Source organism: Veillonella sp., from assembly GCF_019414865.1.
In the GTDB taxonomy this organism is placed as follows: Bacteria; Bacillota; Negativicutes; order Veillonellales; family Veillonellaceae; genus Veillonella.
In genome coordinates, this window is sequence record NZ_DXLG01000120.1 from 1 (window position 1) to 4,710 (window position 4,710).

The 4,710-nt window shown below is 38.2% G+C and carries 5 protein-coding genes; all 5 read right to left on the bottom strand.

Annotated features, from left to right (window positions below; genetic code table 11):
• Positions 1 to 71: 71 nt before the first annotated feature.
• From QZ334_RS06955 to QZ334_RS06975, 5 genes are read right to left on the bottom strand one after another with little or no spacing between them, the layout of a single operon-like run.
• Positions 72 to 782 (bottom strand): ABC transporter ATP-binding protein, encoded by a 711-nt coding sequence (locus QZ334_RS06955; RefSeq protein WP_060924775.1) that lies wholly within the window; start codon positions 780 to 782, stop codon positions 72 to 74.
• A 1-nt stretch (position 783) separates the two neighbouring features.
• A complete protein-coding gene (locus QZ334_RS06960; protein WP_060924776.1) occupies positions 784 to 1,545 on the bottom strand; it encodes an ABC transporter ATP-binding protein in 762 nt (253 codons plus the stop codon).
• 11 nt (positions 1,546 to 1,556) lie between these two features.
• Positions 1,557 to 2,567, bottom strand: coding sequence for a branched-chain amino acid ABC transporter permease (locus QZ334_RS06965; RefSeq protein ID WP_178885217.1), 1,011 nt, complete (start codon positions 2,565 to 2,567; stop codon positions 1,557 to 1,559).
• Complete coding sequence (locus QZ334_RS06970; RefSeq protein ID WP_060924778.1) at positions 2,567 to 3,448, bottom strand: branched-chain amino acid ABC transporter permease; 882 nt, start codon at positions 3,446 to 3,448, stop codon at positions 2,567 to 2,569. The genes QZ334_RS06965 and QZ334_RS06970 overlap by 1 nt, the downstream gene beginning before the upstream one ends.
• Positions 3,449 to 3,465: 17 nt before the next feature.
• On the bottom strand, positions 3,466 to 4,614 hold the full coding sequence (locus QZ334_RS06975; protein WP_129822882.1) for an ABC transporter substrate-binding protein: 1,149 nt from the start codon (positions 4,612 to 4,614) through the stop codon (positions 3,466 to 3,468).
• Between the last annotated feature and the right edge of the window lie 96 nt (positions 4,615 to 4,710).

Here is a 4,710-nt window from a genome sequence, read left to right on the forward strand (position 1 = left end):
GTATATACTAGTTTTCTAGTATATACACCTTATTAAAAATTTTAGATAAGTCTATCGACTTAAAGTATTAATTATTCAACACGACCGCCTAAATATGCTTCCATAACGCGAGGATCATGACGTACTTCGTCAGCAGGACCAGATAATACCATCTTACCTGTTTCCAATACATATGCATAATCAGCTATTTTTAATGCTTGTCGTACATTTTGTTCTACTAAGAGAACAGTAGTTCCTTCAGCACTAATCTCTTTGATAGTTTCAAAGATTTCGTTTACTACTAATGGTGCAAGACCCATAGATGGTTCATCCAATAATAACAATTTTGGACGTGCCATAAGGGCGCGACCAATAGCCAACATTTGCTGTTGACCACCAGATAGTGTACCACCTAATTGATAACTACGTTCATCAAGGATTGGGAAGCGTTTAAATACTTTTTTGATATCTTCTTCAATCTCATTATCGTTACGGATATAAGCGCCCATTTCAAGGTTTTCATAAACGCTCATATCTTGAAGAATTTGGCGACCTTCTGGAACTAAAGAAATACCACCATGTACAATTTGATGTGTTTTATGACCAGTAATATCTTGGCCTTCAAATAATACTTTACCAGATGTTGGTTTTACAAGACCCATGATGGTTTTCATAGTTGTAGATTTACCGGCACCATTGGCACCAATCAAGGATACAATAGAGCCTTGAGGTACTTCTAAACTAATATCTTTTAAGGCTGTAATATGTCCATAACCAGCCACGATGTTTTCTAGCTTTAACATATTACGCCTCCTCTTTCCCTAAGTATGCTTCAATTACAGCCTCATTATTTTGAATTTCTTGAGGTGTACCTTCAGCAATCTTTTTACCAAAGTTGAACACTACCAAACGATCACAAATATTCATCATCAATTCCATGGCATGTTCAATAACTACAACAGTAATACCAAGGTCGCGAATTTTACCAATCAATTGGCGTAACGCTTCTGTTTCACTATCATTCATACCTGCTGCTGGTTCATCTAGCAAAATTAATTGAGGATGTGTAGCCAAGGCACGAGCAATTTCAAGGCGACGTTGTTTACCATACGGCAAAGATGTAGCAACCTCTTCAGCATCTTCTTCAAGACCTACGAGTTTTAAAAATTCATACGCAATGCCACGACAACGCTCTTCTTCGATGCGTTGGCGTTTTGTTTTCAAGAAGCTAGACAAGAAGCCAGATCCAGTTCGGCAATGCATACCAGTTAACACTGTTTCCAAAGCTGTCATATTGCCGAAGAGACGAATGTTTTGGAATGTACGGGCAATCCCCATTTCTACCGTTCTATGAGGCTTGATGCCTACAACAGACATACCATCAAATACGATTTCGCCAGAACTTACAGGGAATACACCAGTAATCAAGTTAAATAATGTAGTTTTACCAGCACCATTTGGCCCAATAACACCAAATACTTCACCTTGTTTTACACCAAAGGATATACCTGTGAGAGCTGCAACGCCACCAAAGCTTTTACTTACGTCATTTAATTCTAATAGCATTCAGTTCCCTCCTATCCTTGTTTTTCTTCTTGTTTACGTTTATACGCTTCAAAACGTTCTGTTAATACTTGTGATTCAGGAATATATGGGGCTTTCTTAAAGCCTAATTTACGACTAATTTTGTCTACCATAGATTCTGTTAAAATACCATCTGGACGAACTGCCATCAAGATGACTAGTAATGCACCATAGATGATGTCCCGATAATCGGATAAGAAGCGTAATACTTCTGGCAATAATGTAAGAATAAAGGAACCTAATACGGAGCCCCATACTACATTAGAACCACCAAATACAGGGAACAATAAGATTTGTACTACCTTGTGATAGCTAAAGTCTGTAGGATTAATAAAGTTTGTAATATGAGCATACAAACCGCCACCGATACCAGCGATGAAAGCACCAATGATAAAGGCCATCATCTTGTAGTATACAACGTTAATCCCCATTAATTCTGCTGCATGATCATCCGCCTTAATCGCCGCAAAGGCACGACCAACACGACTATTATTAATGCGCACACAGAAGGCAATAATCAATACTAAAATGATTAGCAAAATAATAATAGCCATTAAGTTGCCCCATGCAACAGCATCGATGCCCATTAAACCATCGATATCAAGTTCATAGGCTAAATTTGTTAATTCTTGAGGAATAGATGGAATACCAGAAAGGCCTAACGCACCATTAGTAATGTCCAAATTCAAGAAAATAACACGCACAACTTCGCCAAAACCAAGAGTAGCAATGGCAAGATATAAACCGCGAAGACGTGTTGTTGGTAAGCCAATAATAACGGCTACAAGGCTAGCAACTAGGCCACCAATAATGATGCCTACAACGATAGGCAAATCAGCTTTCAAAGAAAGGATAGCGCCTACGTATGCACCAACACTCATAAAACCAGCAGCCCCTAAAGAAAGCTGACCACTTGCAAGTGTGAAGTAAATAGAAATACCCATGATGGCATTGATGATGAAGAACATCACGATCTGTAGATAATACGGGTTTAATAAATCCATTACGGTCTACCCCCTTTATCTTTAGAACCAAACAAGCCTTGTGGGCGCCAGAATAATAATAGGATGATGAGACCAAAGGCCACTGCATCACGGAATGTAGAGGCCCCATAGGCAACAGAGAAGATTTCTGCTACGCCTAAAATGAAACCGCCCACCATAGCGCCTGTAATATTACCAAGACCACCTAAGATAAGTACGGCAAGGCCTTTAAAGCCAATAATAACACCCATCGTAGGCTCAATAGCATTAAAGGACAAGCCTACCAATACACCGGCTGCAGCACCTAAGGCAGATGCAATCATAACAGTAACAGATATAATCATTGTTGGATTAATGCCCAAGAGAGCCGCTGTTTCTGTACTCATAGATACGGCACGAATGGCCTTACCAATTTTAGTTTTCTTAATAACTATATTAAGAATTAGCATTAAAATAACAGAAACACCTAAACCAATAATTTGTACCATGGAAATTTTGAAAGCTCCAAAGTCGATTAGACCACCAATATAGTCTGGTGGGAAAGATCTTGTTTGAGGGCCCCAAAGCAATAATGCCAAACTTTCAAGGAAAATAGAAACACCAATGGTACTAATAAGTGGTGCCAAGTGAGACACCTTTTTCTTGCGTAGTGGACGAAGCGCCACAAATTCTAAAAGATAACCGAGGATAGCACCGACAGCCATAGCTACGATAAGGGCTACAAAAATGTTAACGTCAAAAACAGTTACCATAAAAAGACCAACGAAGGCACCTATCATAAAGATGCCTCCGTGTGCCATGTTGATGATATTTAAAACGCCAAACACAAGTGTTAAGCCAATAGCGAGTACAGCATATAAGCTACCGAGGGTTAACCCGTTAACTAATTGTTGTAAAAACACTATACTACCTCAACTTTTTATTTTTTTAATGCGTCAAATTGACCGTTTTTAATTTGTAAAACTTGAACTTCCATGGAAGGGTCACGTTTTTCGTTGAACTTGAATTGACCAGTTACACCAACGAAGTCAGCAATATTTTTCAAAGCATCGCGGAATTTTTCACGATCTGTAGTAGAACCTGCTTTTTTCAAAGCTGCTTCATAGAGGTATACGGCATCATAAGCTTGAGCTGCGAATTGGTCTGGTTCTTTACCGTATTTATCTTTGTAAGCTTTACGGAAGTCTTTTACCTTTTGATCGTCTTTGTTAGGGAACCAAGGTGTACCTACGATAACACCATCAGCTGCAGCGCCTGCAATTTTAATGAATTCAGGGCTGTTGAAACCATTAGAACCAATTACAGGTTGATTCATACCCATTTCACGCATTTTTTTCATGATTAATGCGCCTTCTTGGTAAAGAGAAGCAACTACGATAACATCAGGTTTTGCTTGTTGAATCTTAGTTAATTGTGCAGAGAAGTCAGTATCTTTATCTGCAAATGTTTCAGTATCAACAATTTGTACACCTTCAGATTCCAATGCTTTACGAGCAGTATTATTTACAGATACCATTTGGTCATTGTTGTTGGAGTACATAATAGCTGCAGTTTTGAAGCCTAAAGTTTTATGTGCTTCTTTAATTGCAGTATCTACTGCCAAGGATTCTGGTACAGCGTTACGGAAAATGTAATCGCCGATATCTGTAATACCTTCAGCAGTTGTAGATGTGCCAAGAGCTACGATTTTGCTTTTATTTGCTACAGGACCTGCTGCCATCATTTCACCAGATAACATTGGGCCAATAACAGCTACAACTTTATCTTTAGAAATTACTTTATTCATTGCATTGATAGCTTCGTTTTTATCACCTTTAGTATCTTCTACTAACAAGTTGATTTTTACAGCATTTGCATCAGCGTTGATTTCGCTTACTGCCAATTCTGCACCAGCTTTAATGGATTCACCATATGCCGCTGCACCACCAGTTGTTGTTGTTAACAATGCAATTTTAGCTTCATTACTATTTGCATTACCTGCATCTTTATTACTGCCACAACCAGCAGCAACTGCCATTACACCAGCAAGACCAAAAATGGCTGCTTTTTTTAACATGGATTTATTCATGCTACACCCTTCCTTTGAAACATAAAACTTTAAATCTATATCTATATTATTAGAGTTTTTAATTTTTTGTCAATTAAAATAACTCTATAATAATAT

What these genes read in the sequence shown, in the direction of transcription:
- QZ334_RS06960 (WP_060924776.1), bottom strand. Translation starts at nt 1,545, where the DNA reads ATGCTATTAGAATTAAATGACGTAAGTAAAAGCTTTGGTGGCGTTGCA.
- QZ334_RS06975 (WP_129822882.1), bottom strand. Translation starts at nt 4,614, where the DNA reads ATGAATAAATCCATGTTAAAAAAAGCAGCCATTTTTGGTCTTGCTGGT.
- QZ334_RS06965 (WP_178885217.1), bottom strand. Translation starts at nt 2,567, where the DNA reads ATGGATTTATTAAACCCGTATTATCTACAGATCGTGATGTTCTTCATC.
- QZ334_RS06955 (WP_060924775.1), bottom strand. Translation starts at nt 782, where the DNA reads ATGTTAAAGCTAGAAAACATCGTGGCTGGTTATGGACATATTACAGCC.